Source organism: Luteolibacter rhizosphaerae, assembly GCF_025950095.1.
GTDB classification, from domain to species: Bacteria; Verrucomicrobiota; Verrucomicrobiia; order Verrucomicrobiales; family Akkermansiaceae; genus Haloferula; species Haloferula rhizosphaerae.
The window spans coordinates 49,102-71,239 of record NZ_JAPDDR010000016.1 but is presented as its reverse complement, the minus strand read 5'-3'; the positions used below and the strand labels follow the sequence as shown (position 1 = coordinate 71,239).

General features: G+C 61.6%; 34 protein-coding genes. 1 reads left to right on the top strand and 33 read right to left on the bottom strand.

The features are described 5' to 3' along the window. Positions 1-9 precede the first annotated feature (9 nt). The 20 genes from OJ996_RS23455 to OJ996_RS23360 all read right to left on the bottom strand — a co-directional run bounded on the left by OJ996_RS23455 (position 10) and on the right by OJ996_RS23360 (position 11,633). Positions 10-405, bottom strand: a complete 396-nt coding sequence (locus OJ996_RS23455; RefSeq protein ID WP_264516144.1) for a hypothetical protein — start codon at positions 403-405, stop codon at positions 10-12. Positions 406-419: 14 nt separating this feature from the next. After that, on the bottom strand, positions 420-890 hold the full coding sequence (locus OJ996_RS23450) for an SRPBCC domain-containing protein (protein WP_264516143.1): 471 nt from the start codon (positions 888-890) through the stop codon (positions 420-422). Positions 891-899: 9 nt separating this feature from the next. Next, entirely contained in the window at positions 900-1,250 is a 351-nt protein-coding gene (locus OJ996_RS23445) for a nuclear transport factor 2 family protein (protein ID WP_264516142.1), read from the bottom strand. A 241-nt stretch (positions 1,251-1,491) separates the two neighbouring features. After that, positions 1,492-1,917: an ester cyclase gene (locus OJ996_RS23440; protein WP_264516141.1), complete on the bottom strand. Its 426-nt coding sequence runs from the start codon at positions 1,915-1,917 to the stop codon at positions 1,492-1,494. Between the two features lie 381 nt (positions 1,918-2,298). Further along, the gene (locus OJ996_RS23435) at positions 2,299-2,544 is read right to left on the bottom strand and encodes a hypothetical protein (RefSeq protein WP_264516140.1); all 246 of its coding nucleotides are present in this window, start codon (positions 2,542-2,544) and stop codon (positions 2,299-2,301) included. 132 nt (positions 2,545-2,676) lie between these two features. Next, a complete protein-coding gene (locus OJ996_RS23430) occupies positions 2,677-3,783 on the bottom strand; it encodes a hypothetical protein (RefSeq protein WP_264516139.1) in 1,107 nt (368 codons plus the stop codon). 126 nt (positions 3,784-3,909) lie between these two features. Then, positions 3,910-4,431 carry a GNAT family N-acetyltransferase gene (locus tag OJ996_RS23425; RefSeq protein WP_264516138.1) on the bottom strand — a complete coding sequence of 174 codons (522 nt, stop codon included), beginning with the start codon at positions 4,429-4,431 and terminating at the stop codon, positions 3,910-3,912. A 22-nt stretch (positions 4,432-4,453) separates the two neighbouring features. Beyond that, a complete protein-coding gene (locus OJ996_RS23420; protein WP_264516137.1) occupies positions 4,454-4,771 on the bottom strand; it encodes a hypothetical protein in 318 nt (105 codons plus the stop codon). Between the two features lie 67 nt (positions 4,772-4,838). After that, positions 4,839-5,381: a dihydrofolate reductase family protein gene (locus OJ996_RS23415; RefSeq protein ID WP_264516136.1), complete on the bottom strand. Its 543-nt coding sequence runs from the start codon at positions 5,379-5,381 to the stop codon at positions 4,839-4,841. A 229-nt stretch (positions 5,382-5,610) separates the two neighbouring features. Further along, on the bottom strand, positions 5,611-5,808 hold the full coding sequence (locus OJ996_RS23410; RefSeq protein WP_264516135.1) for a hypothetical protein: 198 nt from the start codon (positions 5,806-5,808) through the stop codon (positions 5,611-5,613). A gap of 3 nt (positions 5,809-5,811) precedes the next feature. Continuing rightward, entirely contained in the window at positions 5,812-6,249 is a 438-nt protein-coding gene (locus tag OJ996_RS23405) for a VOC family protein (protein WP_264516134.1), read from the bottom strand. Between the two features lie 90 nt (positions 6,250-6,339). Continuing rightward, positions 6,340-6,798, bottom strand: a complete 459-nt coding sequence (locus OJ996_RS23400; RefSeq protein WP_264516133.1) for a hypothetical protein — start codon at positions 6,796-6,798, stop codon at positions 6,340-6,342. Between the two features lie 55 nt (positions 6,799-6,853). After that, on the bottom strand, positions 6,854-7,252 hold the full coding sequence (locus tag OJ996_RS23395) for a hypothetical protein (RefSeq protein ID WP_264516132.1): 399 nt from the start codon (positions 7,250-7,252) through the stop codon (positions 6,854-6,856). 72 nt (positions 7,253-7,324) lie between these two features. Continuing rightward, positions 7,325-7,600, bottom strand: a complete 276-nt coding sequence (locus OJ996_RS23390; RefSeq protein ID WP_264516131.1) for a hypothetical protein — start codon at positions 7,598-7,600, stop codon at positions 7,325-7,327. 213 nt (positions 7,601-7,813) lie between these two features. Then, the gene (locus OJ996_RS23385; RefSeq protein WP_264516130.1) at positions 7,814-7,960 is read right to left on the bottom strand and encodes a hypothetical protein; all 147 of its coding nucleotides are present in this window, start codon (positions 7,958-7,960) and stop codon (positions 7,814-7,816) included. 378 nt (positions 7,961-8,338) lie between these two features. Further along, positions 8,339-8,554: a hypothetical protein gene (locus OJ996_RS23380; protein ID WP_264516129.1), complete on the bottom strand. Its 216-nt coding sequence runs from the start codon at positions 8,552-8,554 to the stop codon at positions 8,339-8,341. Between the two features lie 248 nt (positions 8,555-8,802). Continuing rightward, positions 8,803-9,138: a hypothetical protein gene (locus OJ996_RS23375; protein WP_264516128.1), complete on the bottom strand. Its 336-nt coding sequence runs from the start codon at positions 9,136-9,138 to the stop codon at positions 8,803-8,805. A gap of 38 nt (positions 9,139-9,176) precedes the next feature. Then, entirely contained in the window at positions 9,177-9,557 is a 381-nt protein-coding gene (locus OJ996_RS23370; RefSeq protein ID WP_264516127.1) for a hypothetical protein, read from the bottom strand. A 116-nt stretch (positions 9,558-9,673) separates the two neighbouring features. Further along, a complete protein-coding gene (locus tag OJ996_RS23365; RefSeq protein ID WP_264516126.1) occupies positions 9,674-10,120 on the bottom strand; it encodes a GNAT family N-acetyltransferase in 447 nt (148 codons plus the stop codon). 64 nt (positions 10,121-10,184) lie between these two features. Further along, entirely contained in the window at positions 10,185-11,633 is a 1,449-nt protein-coding gene (locus OJ996_RS23360) for a hypothetical protein (protein WP_264516125.1), read from the bottom strand. Between the two features lie 229 nt (positions 11,634-11,862). On the opposite strand from OJ996_RS23360, the gene OJ996_RS23355 reads away from it, so the two are divergent. Beyond that, positions 11,863-12,699, top strand: a complete 837-nt coding sequence (locus OJ996_RS23355; protein ID WP_264516124.1) for a DUF642 domain-containing protein — start codon at positions 11,863-11,865, stop codon at positions 12,697-12,699. A 205-nt stretch (positions 12,700-12,904) separates the two neighbouring features. Here OJ996_RS23355 and OJ996_RS23350 read toward each other — a convergent pair whose 3' ends face one another. From OJ996_RS23350 to OJ996_RS23290, 13 genes are all read right to left on the bottom strand, one after another. Further along, entirely contained in the window at positions 12,905-13,393 is a 489-nt protein-coding gene (locus OJ996_RS23350) for a hypothetical protein (RefSeq protein WP_264516123.1), read from the bottom strand. A gap of 104 nt (positions 13,394-13,497) precedes the next feature. Next, positions 13,498-13,986: a tetratricopeptide repeat protein gene (locus tag OJ996_RS23345; protein WP_264516122.1), complete on the bottom strand. Its 489-nt coding sequence runs from the start codon at positions 13,984-13,986 to the stop codon at positions 13,498-13,500. A 146-nt stretch (positions 13,987-14,132) separates the two neighbouring features. Continuing rightward, the gene (locus tag OJ996_RS23340; protein WP_264516121.1) at positions 14,133-14,726 is read right to left on the bottom strand and encodes a DUF4304 domain-containing protein; all 594 of its coding nucleotides are present in this window, start codon (positions 14,724-14,726) and stop codon (positions 14,133-14,135) included. 20 nt (positions 14,727-14,746) lie between these two features. Further along, positions 14,747-15,160 carry a lipoyl domain-containing protein gene (locus tag OJ996_RS23335; RefSeq protein ID WP_264516120.1) on the bottom strand — a complete coding sequence of 138 codons (414 nt, stop codon included), beginning with the start codon at positions 15,158-15,160 and terminating at the stop codon, positions 14,747-14,749. Between the two features lie 54 nt (positions 15,161-15,214). Then, positions 15,215-15,694 carry a hypothetical protein gene (locus tag OJ996_RS23330; RefSeq protein ID WP_264516119.1) on the bottom strand — a complete coding sequence of 160 codons (480 nt, stop codon included), beginning with the start codon at positions 15,692-15,694 and terminating at the stop codon, positions 15,215-15,217. An 86-nt stretch (positions 15,695-15,780) separates the two neighbouring features. Then, positions 15,781-16,083, bottom strand: coding sequence for a hypothetical protein (locus OJ996_RS23325; RefSeq protein WP_264516118.1), 303 nt, complete (start codon positions 16,081-16,083; stop codon positions 15,781-15,783). Between the two features lie 51 nt (positions 16,084-16,134). Further along, positions 16,135-16,503: a hypothetical protein gene (locus OJ996_RS23320; RefSeq protein WP_264516117.1), complete on the bottom strand. Its 369-nt coding sequence runs from the start codon at positions 16,501-16,503 to the stop codon at positions 16,135-16,137. Positions 16,504-16,736: 233 nt separating this feature from the next. Beyond that, positions 16,737-17,078 (bottom strand): hypothetical protein, encoded by a 342-nt coding sequence (locus OJ996_RS23315; RefSeq protein WP_264516116.1) that lies wholly within the window; start codon positions 17,076-17,078, stop codon positions 16,737-16,739. Between the two features lie 185 nt (positions 17,079-17,263). Then, the gene (locus OJ996_RS23310) at positions 17,264-17,734 is read right to left on the bottom strand and encodes an MOSC domain-containing protein (RefSeq protein WP_264516115.1); all 471 of its coding nucleotides are present in this window, start codon (positions 17,732-17,734) and stop codon (positions 17,264-17,266) included. A gap of 31 nt (positions 17,735-17,765) precedes the next feature. Continuing rightward, a complete protein-coding gene (locus OJ996_RS23305) occupies positions 17,766-18,407 on the bottom strand; it encodes a DNA alkylation repair protein (RefSeq protein ID WP_264516114.1) in 642 nt (213 codons plus the stop codon). A 107-nt stretch (positions 18,408-18,514) separates the two neighbouring features. Further along, complete coding sequence (locus OJ996_RS23300; protein ID WP_264516113.1) at positions 18,515-19,027, bottom strand: P-loop NTPase family protein; 513 nt, start codon at positions 19,025-19,027, stop codon at positions 18,515-18,517. A gap of 115 nt (positions 19,028-19,142) precedes the next feature. After that, positions 19,143-19,484 (bottom strand): hypothetical protein, encoded by a 342-nt coding sequence (locus OJ996_RS23295; protein ID WP_264516112.1) that lies wholly within the window; start codon positions 19,482-19,484, stop codon positions 19,143-19,145. Between the two features lie 131 nt (positions 19,485-19,615). Beyond that, positions 19,616-22,072 (bottom strand): beta strand repeat-containing protein, encoded by a 2,457-nt coding sequence (locus OJ996_RS23290; protein ID WP_264516111.1) that lies wholly within the window; start codon positions 22,070-22,072, stop codon positions 19,616-19,618. Positions 22,073-22,138: the final 66 nt, after the last annotated feature.

The window sequence follows — 22,138 nt, the reverse complement described above, 5'->3', positions numbered from 1 at the left end:
AAGCCCGGGTCAGCGTGTCCATCCGGCCAGCGCGAACTGGAGATTGAAGCCAAGCGCAGGCAGGCTCAGGAGAAGCGTGCCGAGATCCGGCAAGAGAAAGGACGGAGGCGTATCACCCTGTGCGGATGACTGCGCCTCGCGCCGCCGCGCACGCCAACTCAGGGCCAGCTGCAGCAGCACCGCGAGAGGAGCCGCGATCAGCCATATCTGCCTGAGAAGAAGGTCCGATACTCCGGTCGCGAGGAACAACATCCCCGCGAGAAGAATCGCACCACAGCCGAAATCGACGAGCGTCTCCCGCAGCGGATCCCGTTCCTTTGCCGGCGTCAGGAAGAACTCGGACACCGCCATCAGCAGATAGCTCAAGCCGAACAGGCCGATGTAGCCGAGGAGGACGTAGCGCATCAGTGGCACGCACCCTACCCACCGCGCTCCACGAATGCAGCCAGATTCTCCAGCGTAGATGCGAGTGCTTCTTCATGATCCTCCGCGGCAATTCCCGGTGGCACGTCCTCGCAACGGACCGTCACCTCTGTGCCACCCGGCCCGGGATCCAGCAGCCAGATGATCCGCATGGTGCCCGCGAACGCCTCATCCTCGCTATCGAAGTTCACCGACTCCTCGATCCTTTCGCCCGGCACCAACTTCACGAAGCGGACCTCCACTTCATCCGTATCCTCGCTCGTTTTCCCGGCGCCTTGGCCCGCCTCCTCATAGATGAGCCGCATCCGGTAGCCGCCGCCATCGCGGAAGCTGAACTTCAGCATCTCTCCCTTCATCCCCTTCGGCGGCAGCCAAGCCGCCATCGCCTCCGCCGAAGCAAAGGCTGCATAGATCGCGGCGGCGGGTGCATGGATCCGCTTCGTGGCCGTGTCGATTCGCTTGGACACGAGATCCTCCTACTTGCTCGGCACCACGAATGCACTCAATCCCGACATCTTCCCCTCGCGGAAGCTCCAAACATCGCTGTACTCATGGCGCGTCTCCTCCCCGCCCTCATCCTTCAGGATGATCTCCCCGATCGCCACCACCGCATCCCCCTCCGCGATCAGGCGTGCCACCTTGAACTTCGGCGGCTCCACGTAAGCCGTCTTCATCCACTCCCGCACCGCCTGTTTACCTGCCAGAGTTTGCTCGCCCACGAAGGTCCAGGTGGTGTCCTCCGTGCAGTGCGCCAGGAAGCCCTCGTAGTCACCGGCGCTGATCGCCGCATTCGCTTTCGTTAGTGTCGCCTTGTTCTCATCGGACATCTCGCAAGCTAAGGCAGACGGGTGAGATTTCAAATCCCGCACATGGATCGGCCTTCTATCGTAGCGGGCGACTCTCCCCGGGGATCGCCATGAGCTTCCCTTACGCGCATGCCCCCAGCCGGAACGTCGAAGTCGTCCCGCTACATAAGGAGCGACGACATTCCTGTCGTCGTGGTGCACGCTCCCTCCGGGGACAAGAATGTCCCCGCTCCTTATCGCTCCGCGTTCTCCTTGCCTTCCCTCATGGGCTCGATAGCTGCCGATACACCCCCAGCCGATCCGTGATCTGCCAATGCCCCGTCAGGCGATCCCCGTCGAAGTAATACACCGTCGCGCCGGACATGCGGATCGTCTTGCCCGATGCCGGGAAGCTCGGGATCTCACCCAGATGCGGGGCCGACCACAGCCAGGTCACCACCACCGCATCGCCATCGGCGAAAAGTTCCTGCACCTCGAAGCGCTGATCCGGAAAGGGCGCGCGGGAGATTCTCACCCGCTCCTTGTAGCCCTCCAGATCCAGCAGCTTCCCATCCCACGGGTCCCCGGGATCATGGCGGATCGTGTAGCTCGGTGCAATGTAGCGCTCCGCAGCATCCGCATCTCCGTCGGTCCACACCTCTTTCAAGAAGCGGGACAGGATCTCTTTCCGACGTTCGGCATCAGGCATAGACAGGAGTGAGCGCAAGCAGGCCCTAACACTAGATCCCTCCAAGCGGCCTGCAAGGACCGTCCCCGTCTTCACCCGCGATAGAGCGGCAAGCCCGAACCCAACCCCGCCTTCCTAGCGAGTGAATCGATCTGGTCCCTCTCCGCCTTCTTAAAATTGCGCCCCGTCGAAACAAAGCGCTCGGCCCCATGCATGATCCCCAGCGTCCCGGTGCGATCCTTCACCACCAGGCATGAAAGGATTGCCCGCAGAGCCTGCACTTCGTCTTCGGTGAGTCTTAGTTCCGGCGCCATCGGGCCACAACCTCCTTGATGAAGCCCTAGAGATACAGCTCAAAGCCCTCCACCATCTCGATATACCACTGGTCGGGATCCTGCACGCTCATTGCCGGACCGGATGCACGGACTCCCCACCGGGTTCATCCCGATCCACCGCCGCAAGTTCGCTCGGAGAATAAGCCCTCGAGAACAGGAATCCGAATAAAGGAAGGCCGACCAAGATGAAGAACACCGCGGGAATGAGAATCCCGCTCATGGGGCCATCGCTTCCGCTCTCCGATCCGGAGACCACTTGGACCAGCCAGAAGACGGCCACCGAGAGAACCTGCACGACAAAGCCGGAAATCATCAGCGCCACCAGCACATGGGCCCCACGCCCCAAGTAGCGGAGCCAAGCGGCACAGAATCGTTTAGAGGGGGATACCTTCATAATGTGCCTTTCTTCTGATGCGGGTCCTCCCGATAGCAGTTCATGGCGTTTCTACCTCATCTCCACCTTCTCGGAAATGAAGATCGTTTGGTCCCCGGTGGAAACGTCCAATGCTCCCATTCGGGCGACTCCCTCTTTATAGTCGGAGAAATAGATCACGCCGTCTATAACCGGCGTCCGATGCATTTGGAAGTGCTCCCAGAGCTTGGACCCGTCAGGCCGGAAGCAAGCGGTCCGATACAGGGCATCCGTGATCAAGAGATCCCCGGCCTTCTCACTCGTCACGGCCTCAATGACCTTCATCACCTTCTTCTCCAAGACCTCCAGATGCGGCAGCCTTAACCGGTAAAGGGTCTGCTCGCTCTCGTGGAAGTTACTCATGTTCATGACCGTTGTCAGATAGACCAGATCCCCGTTCTCATCCCTCAGCCCTTTCGGCCCAAGGGCATCCTCCGGCATCGCGGCGGGGCGGCGGCGCAACTCCCCGCTTTTCACGTCGATCACCATCAACTCCCGGCCGTCTTCACAGACGACATACCCTCCGCAACGGACTACAAAATGGTAGGGCGACGGCTCCTTCTCGAACGGAGCCGACCAGATGCGCTTCATCGCCTTGCGGTCGAAACCCTCGATCCACCCCTTTGAAAAGGTATGGCCGCCCCGTACAGGCTTGCGCAGGCCCTTCGCGATGACGACCAAACCGGCATCGGCATAGGCTACCGTTTCGCCGCTCACCTCCTTCGCCAGGCAGGTATGGGTATCACCATCGAAGAGCGCTAATCCCGGTTCATCACCTAGCAATCGCCCCCAAAACAGGTCTGCCTCCGGAGAGTATTTCATCCACTCGACCTTCGGATCCGAATCGAAGAGGGGTTTGATGGTCCCATCCTTTGGGTTCAAGGAGCTTACCGAACTTCCTTGGACGAGCAGCGTCCTACCCGATCCATGCTCGATCAGGCTCCCCTTCGTCGACAAGGGCTGTGTCCACATCTTCTTTCCCGACTTGGAGAGGCCAATAAAAGCCATTCGATCAGGCGATACAACCACCAGGGTATCTCCCGCCATTACCGGGGTCGAAAAGGTCGGGAAGATGATCGAGGTGCCGAAAGCCGGCATCACGAGCACCAGAGCCAGCAGAGAGATCCAAAGTGCTTTCATTTCTTTTCTCATGAGGCGCCCCCACGAATTGAACGATTTGATAAATCAAGAAAGCCAGCGGCACCGGAACTTGTCGGTATCCCGGACGAGATTACGGTTAGGCTCGTCTCGTTCCGAGCTGATGTCTCACCCGTCACAAGGCTCTGCCGGGGTCCGCAGGATCAACTGGTAGAAGCTCAGATCCAGCCAGCGCCCGAACTTGAAGCCCGCCTCGCGGATCGTCCCCGCGTGGGTGAAGGCTAGCGACTCATGCAGTGCGATGCTCCCCGCATTGCCCGCCTCGATTCCCCCGATCATCGCATGATAGCCCTGCTCCTCCGCTGCCGAGATCAACTCCCGCATCAGGATCCGCCCCAGTCCCCTCCCGCGATGGTCCCGGTGCACGTATACAGAGTGCTCCACCGAATATTTGTAGGCCGGCCATGCCCGGAAGCTGCCATAGCTAGCGAAGCCCATGAGCTTGCCATCCCCACTCTCCACGCCGATCACCGGATAGCCACCCCGCTCCTTCGCCTCGAACCACGCCACCATCGCTTCCGGCTTCCGCGGCTGGTAGTCGAAGAGCGCCGTGGAGTTCAAGATCGCCTCATTGAGGATCTCCAGGATCGTTCCGGCATGGCGTTCCTGCGTGCAGCGGATGAGGTTCATGGCATGATCGCTGTCCACGATCTCAATCCAGCCCGCGGGCGATCAGTGCTCCGAGCTTCCGGCTCGCCGCGTAGAGAACTACCGAGACCACGAGCGAAGCCCCCGATCCCCAGTAGAGCAGCCGCATCACCGATCTGAAGGAACCGGCTGCACCACCGAAGAGCTCGGAGTCCCCCGTGGATCCCGGTCCGGATAGGCTCTCGAATGCCGCGAATGTATTCTGCATCTGGCTCACCTGCGACTGCACCACGATCCCGCGGATGAGGAGAGTGACGCCATAGACTCCCAGCCCGACGGCCAAGAAGCGGACGATCAGGGCACTGAGGGAACTTGCAGTCATGGTTGTATGCTTGGGGGTTGGGATGATAAGTGCGGGCGAGTGGAATCCAAGATCCATGATCCCGTCACTACCTCTGCGGTTCATACCGCAGCGCCACCGCACCGGAGTCATACTCCACCCGGTCCACCAGCTTCAGGGCTACATGCTTCGATAGCCCCGCGAAGACGCTGGGGCCATGACCCGCCAGCAGCGGGTGCACGATGAATTCATACTCATCGATCAATCCCAGCTCCGCCAGTGCCAGCGGGAGCGTCACCCCGCCGGTCGCCAATCCCTTGCCCGGCTCCTGCTTGAGCCGTTGCACGGCCTCCGCCAGATCGCCGCTCAGCAGCTCCGCATTCCAATCGACGCTCTCCAAGGTGCCCGAGACCACATACTTCTTCGCTGCATCGATGGTGCGGACGAAGGGATCCGACCGACCCTCCGCCGTCTGCGCTGCCGGGCGGAAGGCCTCCTCCATCATCTGATAGATCACCCGGCCGAAGATCAGTCCATCCGCCCGTTCCAAATTCTCTGCCGCACGGCGGTGCATCTCCTCGCCTCCGGACATCACGCGGTGATCGCAGCACCCGTCCAGCGTCACATTGATGGAATACCGCAGAGGTCGCATGGCAGCACCCTGCACCAGTCCCTCCCGCGCCGTCCAGTTTGCGCTTCGCTACAGCCTCCGATCTAGAGCCCCAAAGGGGCGGCAAGGAGATAGCCCGGGGTAAGAAGCACCGCGACGCAACCCCGGGTGAGAGCCCCACCCGCCCGCTCCCTAAAGGGGAGCAAGGAGTCCACGGCCAAACCCTTTGTGTCCGCGATGCCGGAGCCTCATCGCTGGATGCGCCTATGACTCACCTGACATCAGGCGGATCCCTCAGCTCCTGCGGCGCGTCCGTGCGCCACCCCGCAACATCAGGCCGCTCCCACTGCATCGTCGCCAGCTTCCGCCGCGCCACCACGCCATCGCCACCCGGCAGCAGCCCCTTGAAGCCGAGCACCACCACCAGCAACAGCGGGACCAAGAGAAGAGAGAGAAGCAGCTTCCTCATACCCTACAGCTCTTCCGCCAGCGCGATCATGATCCCCTCCGGCCCGCGGATGTAGCAGAGCTTGTAGGCATTCTCGTAGCGCACGATCTCGCCGACCATGCTCGCCCCCTTCGCCAGCAGGCGCGCGGCGACCTCCTCCAGATCATCCACCGCGAACATGATGCGGCGGATGCCCAGCGTATTCACCGGCGCATCCTCCACCTCGCGCCGGATCGCCTTCGGCGATTGGAAGCGGTCCAGCTCGATCCGGCTATGACCATCCGGCGTCCGCATCACCGCGATGTCGCTGCGCGAACCCTCCAGCGCGATGATCCGATCCACCCACGCCCCTTCCACCGTCATCTGCCCCTCCAATTCCATCCCCAGCTCCGTGAAGAAGTCGATTGCCGCATCGAGGTCTTCCACCACGATCAGCACGTTATCCATGCGCTTGAGTGCCATGTCGGTTTCAGGGTTATTGGTTCGCCGACGTTCTTGCCAGCATCCCTTATCAAGCAACTCCCGTTCCCGCGCGCAAGAGCAGGCTGACCTTCATTCCGGCCCCAAGAACTTCCGCCTCACAAATTCCTCGCGGGGGACACCGAAGGCGATCTGCTTCTGCGAGGGCAATCGTCCCAGAAGATAGTAGATCTCGCTACTGCCTCGATAGCTCTCCGACTCGATATTCGCCTGGGAGATGGCCGTGAACTCGATCCGCCCGTCCGAATGGAGGAATCCCACGTTCTCACCATACGGGAACTCCACCGGCCGGCCATCAAGGAGGATGTCACGCTCCCCCGGGGAAACCCGATGACCTGCCGAGCCATCGAAGATGAGACACAAGTAGCGGTCGAAGTGCGTGCCATCCACCGCCACGCAATCGGTCTGGCGGCCATTCAATCGCCCGTAGCCGTGAGTCACCGAGCAGCTGCTTTGATACGCGACCACCCATGGCACCACCACTGCGAACAATAGTAGGAATCCGACGATGACAAGTGCTGGCTTTCGCATGGTTCTTACCCGTCGGCATCATACCCGGAGTTTCCTTGGCTCAAGGAGAATCCCATTAGAAATGGAAATACTCCCGCAAGCGTCCCTCGCTCTCGAAGAAGAGGATCATATCGCTCCCGCCCTCCGCCAGCACATGATAGGTCTCGGCACTCCGCCCATACTCGAGCTTCCTCTCCGCAAGCGCCTCCGGAGACAAGATGACGGTGGATAGCTCCGAGTGAGGCAGCTTCCTCAGATCGTCCGGAGTCTTCAGCTGCGAAGCCGTACCTCCCACCCGGGCCAGTACCTCCGCCTTCACCAGCCCCGTCCGCTTGAACTCGTGCAGATCGGTCGCGTAGGCATCCCGCACCGGATTCCCGCTCATTACCGGCCGCTCATCATTCTGCACGACCCCGGAACCGGCACCGCATCCGGACAAGGCCAGCATCACCGGCAGGGCAATCAACGGGCGCATCCACATCTAGCCGGAGAAAGAAGCAGAGAGCGCTGCTCAAGTCGACCCCTTCAAATCAATCCCCTCTCGCTGTTAGAATCTGATCACGTTTCCGTGCCGGTCCACCTCCGCGTGGATCCCCACCTTCAGGCCGCCGAGATGAAAGTTGGCATCGTAGGGAGTATCGGCCGACAGCCCGACGTGGGCCAGCAGGGCCGTGCAGAATCCGACGAAGCTTTTCCCCTCGCTCCAATTCTCCGGAAGGGTTCCCGAGATCATCACGGGAATGTCCTCCGTCTCCGAGAATGAGACCGTGACATGACCGAAACGCCGCGTAGGCCGCAGCGAGCTGGAGTGCCTCTCCACCACGAAGATGCATGATGATGCCCCTCTTCAGGCAGGCGATAGGATCACGTCCTCGTAAACAAGCGTGGCATCCGGTGCTCTCATCGCGATTTGCTAGTCTTCTTCACGCTCGTTGATCCTCGCCTTTTCCGCCCTGTAGGTGATCGATCGCTTCGTCGTCTTGCTAAAGGCATACTGATCCGCCGCTTCCTCCAGGGTCCGCCGGTTCGCCTTGCTCTAGTGCCGCAGGTAGCGGTCCACATGGTGGCCGATCTCGTGGAAGAACAGATACTCCACGTAGAAATTCTTCAGCCCCGGCAGCTTCCACTTGGAGATCCACTCCCCGTCCCGGGTTGTCAGTTCCGCCCCGTAACGCTCCAGCACCCGCCGCAGCGCGGAACCAGATGTGCGTGATGCCCCGCCAATCCTTCCGCGGCAAGTGCGCCAACTCCCGGCGCAACTCCTCCTCCCCGACCGGAAAGAAGTAATCCCGCGAAGGATTGTCCCTGATGAACAGCGGAAGCTCGATCCCCCTCCCCGGCCGCTGCAGCGAGTGCGCCCGGGCGAAGATATTGTCCGCCAGTTTCGGCCGCTGCCTGCCGCCCTTCACATCGCCGAATTTCCGGCTCTTCTTCCACGCGGTGTCTTTTCTCGATTGCATGGACTTCGCGTTGACTAACCGAGCATCTGCAAATCCACCGCGGATCTCAAGCCCGCTGAAAGGTGGCTCGAGCGCGCCGTGATCCTCCGGGGATGAGGCTCTTAATCCTCGCGCTCCTTCTCGCGCCCATCGGCTTCCGGACCTTCGGGCGGAGGATTGCCCCGGGGCGGGACGACACCCCACCCGAGGACACTACCGATCATGCCGATTCCGAAGCCACACCAGCCCACGGTGCCACTGACCACATCGAACCAACTTAGCGCGATCAACACCGTGCCAATGGCCCACAGCCACCAAGAGATCTGATTCCGGTTCATACGTTCGATGAGGTCCAAGCTAACATCGGAAGGATCCACCTGCAGCCGCGGTCAGTCGAGCCTCCAATCCTTCAAGGCCCGGATTGACGACCGATCTCCCGGATCGGATCTCCCCATTGATGAACAGTTTCCCGCCTTTCACCAGCGCCTGTCCCAGCCGCTCAAGCGCACGCCGCCCCGATTCCGGATGCCTGCCATCCAGCGCCCCCACCCACACCGCGAAGGCCAAATCCCTTGCGGTCCAAGACTCACGAATCCCCCGGCACACCTTCATGCTCGGTAAGCGCGCCCCAATCGATCGAATCAAACTCGCGGAGGCCCACCGAACACTCGGAAATGAGAACCCGTGCTCCATGATCGACCACGCGAAAGAGACCCGCATCGAGCTCGATCTGGATATCCGAGCTATCCCAGTGCCGGGGTGCCTCGATCCGCTCCGGGCTACCACAGTAGATCATGAGACCTCCCGGAACTTCATCCATCGTCAGCAGAATCGTCAGGACCGGATGGCCACTCGTGAGCGTCCACAAGCGCGCCCGCGCACCTCGCCACCGGGCGAGACGCTTCGGAAAGTGGCGCATCATGTCAGGCCTTCGATCCATCGCATCCATGAGTCATCAGATTAAGGAATCACCTCATCCAAGCCCTTCTGGCCATGCACGGCAATTCTTTCGCACACCACATCCAAAACTCCCTGCTCATTGAAGCAGATCTTGAAGTGTCGATAGACATCATCTGGCGATATGATCTTCTGCTCCTTATACTTCCGGATGACTTCCGATTCGAGAACCTCGTAGGCAACGTCATCCCGAATACCGGGCACATCCAGCTCCTCGATCCACGAGAAATAACGCACGTCGTATGCCGTGAACCGAACGAGCACTTCCCGCCAATCAAGGAATGAGAAATGGATATCCCCTTCAATGAATCGAAGCTCAGGCCTCTCGCCGTCGGCCGGCGAAAAGCCGAGGTTGATGATCTCGTATCTCGGCATACCACTCATCTCGGTCGCTACCTATCCTGAGGAGATTGAGCCCCCTGTCAGGCATGGCAAGCGTCGTTCTCACAGCTTCGCCCGGGTCGTTATTCTCGCACCGAGCTTCTCATCGCGCCACACGATCATACCTCCCCCGCCTTCAGATCCCGCTTCTGCAGAAAATACCGCGTGTGCCCCACCGGGTAATCCCCCAGCTGCCCGAAGACGCTGTAGCCCAGCCCCTGATAGAAGGGCAGCGCCTGGAAGCCGAAGGTATCGAGGTGCGCATGCAGGCAGGCACGCGCCACCGCCTCCCGCTCCGCGGCCCGCATCAGCTCCGTCCCGACGCCGCGGCCACGGACCGACTCCGATACCCAGAGCTGCTTGATGAATAGCCAATTCCAATGCGTGAACCCGATCAGGCCGCCGACCACCTCGCCTCCCAGGCGGGACACCACCACCAAATCGCGGTAATCTTGCGGCGACGCATTCGCATCGTTGTAGGCGACGAGCGAGCGGACGATCTGCTCCCGGACTTCATCCGGGCAATCGTCCTCGATTCTGGTTTCGATCTCGTTCACGCGTGACACTGCTGGAGCAGATGCCCCGAGTGTCCGGGAATCATGACGAGAGCACAAGCCGGCGCTCGCCGCTTCAATTGCCCCCGCTCACCTCCAGCCGACCAAAGCCGCGGCCTGAGCCCGCTGGAAATGTGGCCGACATGCGCGTGCCGCCCGCTTCCGCCGCGCCCGCGGTGGCCGTGCCGTTGCTCCAGCTCTGGCCGTTCGTGGAGAAGCGCGGCTGCACCGTGGTGCCCTGCACGTAGTCGGGCTTCAGGTAGCTCAGCGCCACCGCGTTCCCATTGCGCGTGAGTGCGGTCGGCGGAGCCGGATCGCTGGCCTTCGGATTCATCCCCAGCGCATACTCCACGATGTTCTTCACCCCGTCTCCATCGGCATCCTGCTCGCTGCCATCCTTGCCATAGGAGAGATCGTGAGCCACGGACCAGTTCCGGAAGCTCAGCGCGCTCGTGATCGTGAGCGTGCCGGTGTAAGACTCGCTCGCGAACGTGTTCTCACTCAGCGGAGCCACGATGATGTAGTAGGTGCCGGTCTCCGTGACCGTCTTCTGGATCCCCGAGTTCGTGCCGCCGTCCAGCAGCTTCCCGCGCGAGTTGATCAGGTAGCTCGCCGTGTCCGCATCCGCAGGCACGCTCACCGTCTGGCCGTTGCTCAGGCTCACGCGATACTTCTGATAGAGCAGACCGAATCCCCCCGCGGCACCGGCCAGGCTCACGCCGAGATTGCTGCCGTTCACCACGTTGGTCGTTGCAGCGCCGTTTTCATTGAAGAAGCGCGCACGATACGAGAACGCCGCCGTGGGCGATACCGATTCGATCCGCAGCCGGTAAGTGCCCGTGACCAGGATCGGCAGCTTCGAGAAGGTCCCCACCACCGAGGTGCCCGGACTGGTGATTTGGTCATCCGCATAGATCGTCCCGTCCTGCAGCGAGATGATCACCCGCATCACCTGACCCGCCGGCAGGTTGGTGATCGAGAGACAGAGCCGCTGCCCCGCCGTCAGGTTCGCGAAGTAGTCGGTATTGCTCTGCAGCGTGTGCTGGATGCCCTGTGCGAACTGCGCCGGAGTCGCCGGGTTGGTGTAGAAGTTCACCGCATCCGTGTTGTCCTTCAGCAGGAAGTAGTTCTCCGGCTCGAAGATCCCGAGGGCCGGCGCCTTCTCGTAGCGCTGTGGGACCAGCCGCTGCGTCGCCAGATCGAAGCTGTAGTAGCCCACCAGGAAGTCATCGTAGGTGGTCTGGTTCGATGCCACGCGCAGGTTCAGGAATTCATACGAGCTCGTACTGGCCGTGGCCTTCACCGCGTCCGCCCGCATACCGGTCACACCTGTTAGATTCGTCAGCACGTCGAAGCCGCCGTTGTCGCGCGTGCGGACCTCATCCGGATTCACCGCCGGCCGGTCGGCATACAGGCCGTGGGGGTGGATCCGCGGGCTGTAGGAGACCGCATCGGTCTCGGTGGCCTGGGCAGCGGTGCAGGAGAGGAGGGCGAGGATAACCTGAGGGAGGGAGGGGGTTCTCATAGTCCCGCCCAGCCTAGGCATGGCATCCCGCGGCTGGCAAAGTTTTCATCACGAGTTCGCACATCCGGATATACCGTAGATGTTAGTAAAAATTCCCGTCACGATAACACCCTTGACCCGCCGCCCGGAACGATCTTGGCAAGATGCCTCGGCGGACTAAAGTGGTCCGGTTGGCTTCCTCCCCCCATGCTCCTCACCCGACACTCCCGATCCGAACGCCACTCACCGCATGAAGACGCTCCCGCGCATCTCCCGTCCCGCCCTCCTCGGTCTCGCCTGCCTCCTCTGTGCCGCACCCGCGCAGGCCCAGAACCTCCTCGTCAATCCGAGCTTCGAGCTCGGCACCTTCGTCGATCGCGGCGATGGCTTCCAGATCCTGCCGAACGGCTCCACCGCCATGACCGGCTGGACCGTGATCAACGACAGCCTGGCCTGGGGCGAGTATCCGAACTCCGCGCCGAACGTGCACCCGGTGATCCCGCGGGATGGCACCTTCTTCCTCGATCTCCAGGGAGATGGCGTGCAGAACTCGCCCTTCGGTGGCGTCTCCCAGAGCATCCCCACCGTGGCCGGGCGCAGATATGTGCTGAAGTTCCACCTCGGCACCCAGCAGGATGCCGGCTCGCCCGCCACCCACGGGCCCATCTCCGTGAATGCCAGCGCCGGCAGCACCACCGCGCCCTTCACCTTCAATCCCACCGGCACCACCGGCAGCCAGTGGCAGGAATTCAAGCTCGTCTTCGTGGCACAAGGCGCCAGCACCCTCATCAGCATCACCGGCCAATCCACCGCCGGCGGTGCCTACATCGGCCTCGATCACACCTCCGTCGTCGAGGTGCTGGAACCCACGCTCGCCATCGCGCCGATGACCGGCCTGGCCAAGCTCACCCTCACCGGTTCGGTCGGCTCCACCTACCGCATCGAGTGGTCGCACGACATGAGCGCCCTCTCCTGGTCCCCGCTGGTCGATCTCACCTTGGCCACCGCTTCGCAGGAGCACACCGACCCCGCCTCCCCCGTCTCAATCGGCCGCCGCTTCTACCGCGCCTCCTTGCTCAGCGAGTGATGCGTGATCCATCGGGGTCACCAAGATCATATCGTCACCGCAGCGCACGCGGAGGCCTGCGCGATCGGATTCTTCACGGATCCAGACCCAGCTCCTTCCGGTGCTCCGGGATCGATGGCGCGATCGTCAACACCCCGCACTTCGTGCAGTAGAGCCAGCTCGAGCTCCGGTTCGGTCGCATAGCATTTCAGAAAGAAACTGATGTTCACATCTCGGCCTCACTTGGCCGCCTATCCAATTCGCGCTCCTCGCCAATGATCTCGCTCATCGTCCGCAACTCCTCGTCGTTGAGCGGCCTCTCCCCGCTTTCAGGCACGATGTCATCTTCAGTCCACCTGAACTCCGGTTCGATCCGGATGCGGATGCCATGCTCCTCAAGCTCCGCGCGGAGCCCGAGAAGCTCCGGAGCCTTCCGGGTGACGAGGGGCCCTGAAGGATCATCCCTGTATCTCCTGACCTCTCTCACCGGGATCTGGAAGCGGTTTGCCAGCCACGCCACCGCCCGCTTCCAGTCCTCGGGAAGGCTCTCGACGAAGCAGGTGTAGTCCACGTGATCGGAGTAGATCGCCGGCACATTGCTCGTCACATACCCCGCTTGGCAGCCCTCGGCACGACACCTAACTCCGATCAATCCACCGGTGAAGAAGACGTAGAGATTCCCGCAGTGCGGACAGTCATCGGCGCCGAGTTTCATTTCTCCAAGGTAGGCTTCAAGGCTCGCGATGTTTCACAAGGTCGAGGAAAGGCACAAGACCGATAACGACGGGACTCGCATCATCTCCCCGACGCAGCCGATCTTCACTCATGCACGATCTTCGGCGCAAGCTGTTGCATGAGTTCCTCCGCCTCTTCCCAAGACTCCTCGCAGATGAACTTGGTGGATAGCGCGCCCCGCAAGTAGCCCAAGGCCTCCGAAGGAGAACGACGGACACCCCGACCCGCGAGAAGGAGCTTCGCAAGCTCCAGCATGGCACCTCCATCCCCAAGCTCTGCGGCACGCAAGTACCAGGCGAAGACCATTCGGTCCCTGCCCTGCTCCCTGTAGAGCACGGCGATATTCGATGCAGCCGATGCATGGCCCCGGCGGTAAGCCCGCTTGTACCAGCGCATCGCCATCACCTTGTCGGTGCGGGTGCCGAGTCCCACGTCATAGGCGTAGCCGAGGTTCAGCATGCACCCGTCCGATCCCAAGTCCGCACCTCGCTGGAGCAGGCGCTGGGCCAGCCGGTTGTGACCGGCATCCCACGCAGCCTCTGCCATCTGCTCTATGTCGCTGATTGATTCCATGAACAGGCTCCTGTCCCCCGATGATCTACCACAACACACGAGAGCACAACACTTGCCGCAAGCCTCATGGCAGCGCCCGAAGCCCGGCCTTGACCAACGGAGCATGAAACTCAAGCCAAGCGCTGGTCTGCCTGCACTTAGCGTATCTAGACTGGTATGCCCAACGCTTTCGCGACTCGCACGAGCTCTGGCAAGGCCAGCTTGTGAGCCTTCTCCCGAGCGGTTCTCATTACTTTGGCAGCCTCATCATCGCGACCGTCAAGCTTGAGCACAACGGCAGCCTTGAAAGGGTTCTTCTGGAGCAGCAATTCCGCGGCAACGCTTTCATAGCTGTGAAGGCCATCGAGCCAAGGGATTCCAGTTTCCAATAGATCCGCGCTCAACTCATCGAACAAGTCTTGAGCTTTGCTTGCCGCCGTTACCGTCCACCACTTGTCGGTGCCTGGCGGCAACAACATCCCGATCCGGGTTCGGACATCGCAGTGGAACTCCTTGGGCTTGTCGGGGACAGGATGAGATCGCATCGCACGATAAAGATTCGGAATGAAGACGCCCAGATTCAGGGTGAGCCTTGCCTCCTCTGAGCTGTTCCAGCTTGAGAACTGTAGATCGATGATCTTGAGCCAGTCGCCTTCCCGGGTCCATACATACGCCGTTTTCTTGAATCCGCACAGCTTCAGCACGTCGCGATGGAGCTTCGAGCTTACCTCCTTGATGATGGCTTGTGGGGTCGCTTCCATTGAGAGAATAACGGCCGAGATCACGCCTCGTCGGAATGGCTGCTGCTAGCGCTTGCATCTTGTTCAAGCCTCTCTCGCACACACCGCAGCGCATACTCATCACGGCTCAGCTCACCGCGCCTCGCATCGATCGCGGCCAGATCATCCCGGGAGATCTCCATCGTCAGGTGGAGCGCATCACCCTCCTCGCGTAAACCGTCGTTCTCGATCATCGCGAAGCAAGCTCCGATCGCCACCGTATCTCCCTCCTTCACGAGGTGCCGCAGCACGCCCGCATCCGCGGCTTCGATCTCGTTGACCGCCTTCCTCGTCTCCAAGGTGGCGATCAAGGCGCCCACCTCGACCGCAGCCCCATCCTCCCGGTGCCATCTCACCAGCTTGCAGTCCTTCACCTTCTCCCCGGAGTAGGGCGCTCTTACTTTCAATCGGATCACTCCACCCAGCCTTAGCCGAACCCGCCCGCCCCTTCTAGCCGAAAGCCGCGGATCTCACTTCGCCTCCGGCCCCTTCGTCGGCTGGCCACCATCGTCCTTGGCTTTGGCCTCGGCCTTCGCCGGTGTCAGGCTGGCGAAGATCTCCTGCGCCGTCTTCAGGTCCTTGGCATCATCGAAATAGATCGCGACATGGACATGGCCCGACGCACTCACGGCGACCCCGTAGAACGCCGCTTGCCGATCGTCCTCCGACTTCTCCTTCAGCCGGTAGGAAAGCCGCAGCGGCATGCTATCCCTGCTCTCGACCACATCGGTGGCCTCCTTCGAGATATCCGCCCGCAAACTCTTCAGCCGCTCCTCCGCCGTCTCCCCTTCCTTCAGGTTCCACACCCGGGTCCAGATCGTGAAGCCCGGTCGCCAGATCACCAGGCTCCCTTCCTCGATCCGCCGGTTATGCTTCTGGTCCAGCGTCACCGACCAGTTGTCGGTCATCTGATACTTGCCTTCGATCACCGGAAAATCTGGATGCAGCATCTTCTTGGGTTCCTGCGCTTCCGCGAACCCGCACGAAAACAGAGCGGCAAATAGGGAGATCTGCTTCACCAAGTTACGGGGCGCTTTCACTTCACCACATGGTAAATCGCGAATCCCAAGCCGATCCAACTGAAAAACCCGACCGCGCAGATCACCTCGGCGCGGAGGATCTTTTTCTGCACGGGGTGGTGCAGCCAGATGCTCCAGCCCTTCGGCGGCTTCTTGTTTCGTTTCCTCTCATGAATGCTTGAAAGCGGGGCGAAAGGAATCTGCCCCAAAGTTAGCAGGGCAAACACCAAGGCTCCGGTGAAATAGGAAGCGCCGTAGAAGACCGTTTCCACGAGCCCCTCGAAGAACGCTTCAATTGGATCGGATTCGTCGGCAGGCATGGCTCTCTTAAAATGTAAGAATCAGGCATCTCCCGAAAGGACGGGAAAGCCTTAAGACACTGCTGTCCTCTTCGGCCGAAGGGCATAAGCCATCCAGAAGCTGAGCAAAAGGGGAGGCCCGAGAAAGGCCAAGGCCATGGAGAACATGAAGCCGAACGATTCCCCGAGATGGGGGGCCCGCAGCGCCGAGCCTATCCATGCAGAGATCAGGAGGGACATAACCACAGCAACTCCGAGGAAGCTTCGGAGCCCGAGCCTGCCATGATCGAGGAAAAGCAGCGCTGGGAAGCCGATGAATCCCTGAAGCAACACGATTAGCGCGGCTACCAAGTATCCCCCCAGAGTCTCGCCCGGATCGCCCGACGAAATATTGCTTGGGTCAGGTCTCAGGATTTGATCGGAAGCCTCCAAGAGCAGCATGCTGAGGAGCAACGCGAATGGAAACGGGAGGGAACCCCGTCTCATAAACTGAATTAAAAACCGGCCAATCTTGTTCCACATCCTTGTGATCTATTCCAAGCATCCTTTTACCGGGATGCTTGGGGTTGTGCCCTCTTCATCAAGTGATCATGCAGCCTGATGTTCCGATCGTAGGCAGCAGGCCGATTGAAGTGGAAGCCAAACTCACCACCACACCAACCTCGCCTGCCGGATCATCGGCGGAGGTGCCACTCGAAGGAAGGCAGCGATAGTTCCCGGCGGATGGCCTCGAATGCCTCGACAGCATACGGCCCGTGAGTCGTCCCCTCCCCGCCCTCCTCTCTCACGATGTAGAAATGGGACGCCCCGTTCACCTGAAAGACCACATGCCTGGCATCCGCCCCGGCCGCAGTCACGGTGGGACCGGATAGTCCCAAGACGCCACCGTCTCCGAAGTGGTATCCCATGATGATCTCGCGGCAATTGGGCCGCGCATAGACCCGGTAGTTCCCGTCCTCCCATAGCTTGTCGCCATCGCCACAGCCCGCGAGCGAGAGCAGCGCTGAGAGGATCATGATGCGGGATAGAAAGTTCATCTCTCGGGAGAACGGCTCGAAGCATGGCAGCACCAGACTCCCGATACTAGGCAACCGCGCCCCGGGCTGTCGAGGATACGGCGCCCCGGAAGTGGCCCTATGCATCTCCATACCCCGCCGTCTTCCGCGCCTCGGCTTTCCTTCATGCTGCGCTTGATTCGAGTTCATTCAGCCCCCGGCAGGCCCACGGGGTCATCGATGCTGATGATCCCGTCACTCAGGGCCTGCGCGTAGATCCCCCCGGAGTGGGCTAGACCATGGAGAACATCAGGGATGCCGATGAGCTTGGCGAGATGCCGACATGGAGGGCAAGGGCGCAGGCCGAGAAAGGACACGGGCCCGATGGTGAAGGATGAATCAATGAGGTCCGAGAGCTTGATCCCTTCAGTCACAATATTCCGCCGCGTGAGGCCGGGGTGGAGATCGATCCCCGATCTCCCGTAGAAATTCCACAGGTCTTCAATCTCGATGAGGGTCACGTCCCGGATGCCTTTCGATCTCGAGTAGGAGCCGGTGCCCTCGGCATAGCGATCCCCGGCCAGTCCCTTGCCGGCGATCACCTCGATCTTGCGGACGAACTGCATCGGCGCCTCCCGCTGCCGGCCGACGTAGATCTCTCTCACTTGTGCACTCATCACCCGGTTCTCAGCGTGGCTCTACACCAAATCACCCTCGCTTCGCCACCTCGATCCGGATAAACTCCGGTAGATAGGACGGCGTGCAATTCTTCGACACCTTCTCCTCCTTGTAGAGCCCCAGCGCCTCGCCCAGCTTGACGCACCTCGCCCGGAACTCCGGCTCGTGGATCCCGATCTGCCCGGCGCAGAAGTTCATCGCCCACTGCACCTCGGGCTCTTCCTCCGCCATGTTCTTCTCCAGCGACTTCATCAGCTCCACGCTGTTCCCAGGCGGAGCCTGTCCCACCCAGCGCAGGCGCGCCTGATGATACCAGAACAAGCGACGCAGGATCGGCGAAGGATGACCCCCCCAGCCAAGCATCAGCGCCGCCAGCTTCTTGCCCTTTGCCAGTTGGTTCGCCATGAACCAGTCCGCCAGTTGGCAGCGCTCCTCCATCCCGTGCGCGGACATGTCCGCCGCCAGCTGCTCGATCACAGCCTCCGTCAGCAGCTTCTTGTCGAAGATCAACGTCGCCAGCATACGCGGCCGGAATTCCCCGGACGCCCACAGCTCCATCGCCAGATCGTGGTCCTTCTTGATCTCCGCACCACGCTTCTTGATCTCGCCCAGCAGCAGGATTCCCTGCGCAAGCCCGGCGACAAGTTTCTTCGCTTGTTCAGACATGGCCATCGTATCTGCTTCTCCTCTATCGCCGAAGCTCGGCGACAGCCTGCGCGGGAACAAGCGCGGAATCGCAGAAGAGATGAAGCCGCCCCCCCGGCGGCAAGACACCTGCTTCAGCGTGCAGCCACCACCGCATCATCCTGCCGCGCTTCTCCGCTGAGAAACGCAATCACCCCGCCGACCAATTCTTCGAAAGGGATCACCCCGGCAATGGCCATGAAGCGCTCGCACCGTGTCTCCAGGAAGTCCCGGTCGGTTCTCAGATTCCTGCCCGCACCGCTCCGGCTCTCGTAACCGGGTGCCCACTCCATGAATGCCCGATGCTCCTCCGCCATGTCGCCTCCCGGCTCGATCCTCGCTCCGAATAGCATCCGTTGCCGCTCCTCCAGCCTCCTCAAACGCTCCTCCACGGGAACCTCCAGAAACACCCCGTGCGTCGGCGCAAGTTCGACCAAACCCCATGTCGCGATCGAGCCGCTCAAGATCCAGGCATCGCTGTCCTCCAGTGCCGACCTCAAAAGCTGGCGTCGCTCCTCGGGACTGTTCTGCTGCTGGAATGGCGGGTCGCTCGCCTTGTGAAAGAACGAGTCCGAATCGAAAACCGGTAACTTCAGAGCGGCACCCACAGCCGCAGCCGTCGACGTGCACCCCGAACCGGGACCACCTGAAATCAGGACACGCATCATATTCCTTAACACGATCTGAACTCAGCACCTCGCCATTCTCTGCGTGAACCCTCGCTTAGCGGCCCGATCTCTCGAAGACCCGCACCACGCAGAAGACCGTGCCGAAGAAGATCAATGAAATCACCGTGCACCCGACGGTGACGACACGGCCATAGATCAATGTCGCGGCCAAGCCGGAGCGGATGGCATCGAGAAATCTCGGATCCGGCTGATCGTACCACTGGCAGAAGCCCATCAGGAAAAATAGCACCAAGGGAAGAGCGATCGCCGCCAGGAGAGGACCGGAGACCTTGAGCCATCGCTTCTTCCCGCGATCGCTTGTCGCTAGCGCCGAGATGACTCCCATCACCACCGCGAAGATGCCAATGCCCAGAAAGAAAGGTTCTCCGTCATTCATTGGCTAGTTCCTCCTCGGATCGATCGGCGGCCGTGCTGCAGTGTGGCAGCATCCCGGTCGATCCCGACAAAAGGCTTGTCAATGGAATCTGGGAAGTCAACTCGGTGCACCGGACGCCAGATCGAGGCCCCTCACTCCACCACGGCGCGTAGGAAGGCCGCCGGCCCGCTAACCGGCACCGAGAAGCTCCGGTAGCTCCATCCCGGCGAGAGCGCCGGCAGGTTCAGGCTATCCCGCAGCGCCGTGGCCTGTGCCGCCGGGATCTCCGATACCTGCGTGGACCACGAGCTGAGATTGCCACCGGCCTGGATCCGGTAGCTCACACCGCTTGCAGTTGCGGAAAGCGCTCCCGTGCCGGTGAAGGCCGTCGTCTCCGCGGTTCCTAGCACCGGGATCGTCAGCGTCATCACCTGCACGGGAGTTCCCTGGTTCTCGATCGCGGCCAGCTTGCCTGCGATCTTCGCCTGGGGCTCGGGGGAAAAGGGGTTTCCGTCGAAAGCGTATTCCATGATGTTCGGCATCCCGTCCTTGTCGGGATCCGCTGTCCGCACGTCGTTAGCGTCCGTCACGCCCTTCTGTTGGGCCCAGGCGACGTAGGGCTCGGGATTTTTTGCGACGACGAAGGTGCCGTTGCCGAAGAGGAAGGCGGACTTGTTAGGAGCGCTCGAGGTGAGGGAACCCCAGACGCCGGCGGCTTGCTGCACTCCGGCGAGGTGCAGCTCGTCGATGTGGTAATCGAGATTCCCGAGGGGCTTCCCTTCGAACTTTAGAAAGGCTCCGGCGGCGACCTTGAAGATCCTGCTGAACCCCCTGCTCCGGAGCGTGAGCGTTCCGCCTTCCACCCGGGTTGGGTCGGTATGGTTCCCCACCCCGGAGAAGAGGAACTCACCTGTTCCCACCTTGGTCAGGTTGCCGGCGCCGTGGATGGTTCCGCTGAATGTGGTGGCCAGATTGCTAGCGCCGACGACCAAGGTATTGGCTCCGATGTAGATCTGGCCGCCGCCTTCCAGCGTGGCGATCGAGACTCCGGGAGCGTTGTGAGCGTCGATCCGCAGCGCGCAGGAGGCGTGGCTCATGTTCACCCGCGCAGTGCCGGCGGATGAGTTCCCTTCGAAGATGATCTCGCCTTTTCCGATGCAGTTCAGGGTGGCTGTTCCCGCGCTGCTGTTGTCGTAGAAGGCAGTCGCGCCGCCATAGAAGGCGGAACCCACCACGCCTTCATTGGTGAAGGTCGCATTGCCGGCCGTGGAGTTGTCGTGAAACTTCGTCCATCCGGTTCGCGCCCCGCTCACGGTGGCACCCTTGTTGATGATCGCCGCGTCGCCGGCGCTGGAGCTGTCGCGGAATTCGGTGGTGCCTCCGCTGGCGCCATTGACCGTTCCGCTGTGGTTGGTGATGGCCGCGGTGCCGGCGTGGCTGTTCAGATAGAAATTGGTGAACCCTTGGCCGCCGGTCGCGCTGGTGGCTCCGCTGTTGGTGATCGTCGCGTCTTCCGCAGAGGCACTGTTGGTGAAAAGCAGGCTGGCACCCGCTCCGCTGAGATGGGAGCCTTCGGAATGGATCACGGCCGTTCCCGCCTTCGAGGTGTGGTAGAAGCCTGTCTGCCCCTGACCTCCTCCGGAGAAATTCCCGCTCTTGTTCGTGATCGTGGAGGCGCCCGCGGAGGAATTGTTCTGGATCTGGGTGATAGCCCCGCTCGTGCCGGCGCTTCCGCCTTCATTGACCAGCGTCGCATTGCCGAGCGTGGAGCTATCGAAGGCCAGCACATAGCTGCGCCCGCCCGTAACGGAGCCACCTCTGTTAGTGATGCTCGCGCTCCCGGCGGAGGCATTGTTGGAGAGCCGCAACAGGCCTCCCACCGAGCCCGCGGTGGTCGCGCCCTGATTGACGATCGTCGCGTTGCCGACCGTCGAACTGTCCGGCAGCTCGGTCCTGCCGGAAAGCGAAATGGGCACCGATCCGATCGTGCCGCCATAGTTGTGGAGCGTCGCATTGCCAGCGCTCGCTTGGTTGGAGAAGCGCGTCGTGCCCGCGCGGGCGGCAGTGGTGACGGTGACGGCCAGATTCTCTAACAACGCCGTGCCTGCCGTGGCCGTGTTCGTGAAGTGAACCAGGCCGCCGGACTTCGTGGCTGCCGATCCGCCCTCGGCGGTGAATCTCACGTTGGCTCCTGCCGTCGCCGCATTGGCGAAGCGGATCGTCCCGAAAGTCCCGTTCACGGCATCCGCCTTGGCGAGGAAATGCTGCTGGAAGCTACTCCCGTTGGTGATGCCACTTCCACCGATCTCCATCGTCACGCTGGCCGCCGCCGCGGGATTGACCGCGATCCCATGGGCCGGGGCATCCGTGGCGAAAACGATGGCTCCCGGGGAGGCTCCTGCATTCAGGAACACGCCCGGCTGCGAGGTCGCGGAGAAGGTCGCCGTGTCCTCCACGGCGACGGGCACGCTGGCGGGTGACCAGTTCGCGGCCGCATGCCAATCGCCCGAGGCAGGCGTGGCGGACCAGCTGGCGCTGGCGGCGGAGCAGGGCGAGTAGGGCAGATGGCAGGCGAGCGGGAACAGGACCCGCAGGAAGGGCGATTTCATACAAGGGGTGGGTGGCAGGCCGCTCCATCTACCACCCGCTCCGGGCACCCGGTATCCCTAGACAGA